Origin of the sequence: Larkinella knui (genome assembly GCF_003858645.1) — a bacterium.
Classification (GTDB): Bacteria; Bacteroidota; Bacteroidia; order Cytophagales; family Spirosomataceae; genus Larkinella; species Larkinella knui.
The window spans coordinates 1-2500 of sequence record NZ_RQJP01000011.1; the positions used below are offsets into that span (position 1 = coordinate 1).

Annotated in this window: 2 rRNA genes (1 of these 2 cut by a window edge); both read right to left on the reverse strand. The window is 55.4% G+C overall.

What is annotated here, in order from left to right:
* Nucleotides 1-14: 14 nt before the first annotated feature.
* Nucleotides 15-126: ribosomal RNA gene (rrf, locus tag EHT87_RS31095) — 5S ribosomal RNA — on the reverse strand.
* Nucleotides 127-228: 102 nt separating this feature from the next.
* A 23S ribosomal RNA gene (locus EHT87_RS31100) occupies nt 229-2500 on the reverse strand; it runs 638 nt beyond the window's last position.

Here is a 2500-nt window from a genome sequence, read left to right on the forward strand (position 1 = left end):
CCTTATTAAATCTGTGGTGGCGGCAACCTACTCTCCCACCAGTGACGGCAGTACCATCGGCGTAACGGGGCTTAACGGCTCTGTTCGGTATGGGAAGAGGTGTTCCCCCGCACCCTTGCCACCATCCCAGCTCTTCAAGCGCTTCCTTCCGGTAACGCTCATGTCTTGGGTATCTCTTTAAGAAATATGGAAATCACAACCACTCTGCAAGCTCATCGTCGTCTAGTACCCTGCGACCTTCAGGTCATTAGTACGGCTCGGCTCTAGCGCTCTCACGCCCTGCACCTGCCGCCTATCAACGTCATCGTCTCTAACGTCCTTCATAGAAGACTCATCTCCGGGCCGGCTTCGCACTTAGATGCTTTCAGCGCTTATCCAAACCCCACGTAGCTACCCGGCCGTACCGTGGGCACAATAACCGGTTCACCAGCGGTGAGTCCACCCCGGTCCTCTCGTACTAAGGGCAGCCCCCGTCAATCTTCTTACGCCCACCACAGATAGGGACCGAACTGTCTCACGACGTTCTGAACCCAGCTCGCGTGCCACTTTAATCGGCGAACAGCCGAACCCTTGGGACCTTCTCCAGCCCCAGGATGTGACGAGCCGACATCGAGGTGCCAAACCTCCCCGTCGATGTGAGCTCTTGGGGGAGATCAGCCTGTTATCCCCGGCGTACCTTTTATCCTTTGAGCGATGGCCCACCCATGCGGAACCACCGGATCACTATACCCTGCTTTCGCACCAGATCGACTTGTCTGTCTCACTGTCAAGCTCGCTTCTGCTATTGCACTCCACAGCCGGTTACCAACCGGCCTGAGCGAACCTTTGGAAGCCTCCGTTACGCTTTCGGAGGCGACCACCCCAGTCAAACTACCCGCCAACCACGGTCCCCCACACAGTGGGGTTAGACGCCAACAAAGAGAAGGGTGGTATTTCAACGTTGGCTCCACGATGCCTGGCGACACCGCTTCGCAGCCTCCCACCTATCCTACACATCCCTGTGCCAGCGTCCATGATAAGCTGTAGTAAAGGTGCACGGGGTCTTTCCGTCCCGTGGCGGGTATCCGGCATCTTCACCGGAACTACAATTTCACCGAGCTCATGGCTGAGACAGTGCCCAGATCGTTACACCATTCGTGCAGGTCGGAACTTACCCGACAAGGAATTTCGCTACCTTAGGACCGTTATAGTTACGGCCGCCGTTTACTGGGGCTTCAGTTCAACGCTTCGAGGCTTGCGCCCCTAACGCCCCCCCTTAACCTTCCAGCACCGGGCAGGTGTCAGACCCTATACTGAATCTCTCGATTTCGCAGAGTCCTGTGTTTTTGGTAAACAGTCGCCTGGGCCTTTTCTCTGCGACCTCCAGCCCTTTGACAGGCTAGTAGGTCCCCCTTCTCCCGAAGTTACAGGGTCAATTGGCCGAGTTCCTTAGCCATGATTCTCTCGCGCACCTTAGATTATTCATCTCGACTACCTGTGTCGGTTTGCGGTACGGTTACCCAAACGATTAGCGATAGCGGCTTTTCTTGGAAGCCCATCCCCGGCGCTATCCCGAACCCCCGAAGGGCTTCAGGTACTATCGGCGTCCACCTGTCTCCACGGATTTGCCAATGGAAACACTAGCTTCAGCCTTCAACGCACATTTCCCGCAGTGCGCGGCCAGTTCAGTACTCCGTCCCCGCGTCTCTCGTTTGGCTAGTACGGGAATATTAACCCGTTTGCCCTCAGGTTCGGCCTTCGCCTGCCCCTTAGGTGCCGACTCACCCACCGTTGATTGCCATCGCGGTGGAATCCTTAGTCTTACGGTGTGAAGGGTTCTCACCTTCATTATCGTTACTTATGCCTACATTTGCTTTTCTGTACTCTCCAGCCCGGCTCACGCCAAACCTTCACCGACTACAGAATGCTCTCCTACCACAACCAATCTCGAAAGATTGCTGTCCACGGCTTCAGTGGGTTGCTTCATGCCCGTTTATTATCGATGCCCGCCTCGCTCGACCAGTGAGCTGTTACGCACTCTTTAAAGGAATAGCTGCTTCCAAGCTAACCTCCTGGCTGTCTCGGCAACCGGACCTCCTTTGTTCAACTGAGCAACCACTTGGGGACTTTAGCCGGTGGTCTGGGTTGTTCCCCTCTCGGAGTCGGACCTTAGCACCCGACCCCTCACTCCCGCACCACTTCCCGGGCATTCGGAGTTCGTCAGAAGTTGGTAGGATGTGACTCCCCCTAGTCCTATCGGTAGCTCTACCTCCCGGGAAATTTACATGCAAGGCTGTTCCTAAAAACATTTCGGAGAGTACGAGCTATTTCCGGGTTTGATTGGCCTTTCACCCCTATCCGCAGCTCATCCAAAAACTTTTCAACGTTTACTGGTGCGGTCCTCCATGACATGTTACTGCCACTTCAACCTGGCCACGGATAGATCACCCGGTTTCGCGTCTACCCCCACTGACTCAGCGCCCTGTTCAGACTCGCTTTCGCTTCGGCTCCCCTTCTCAAA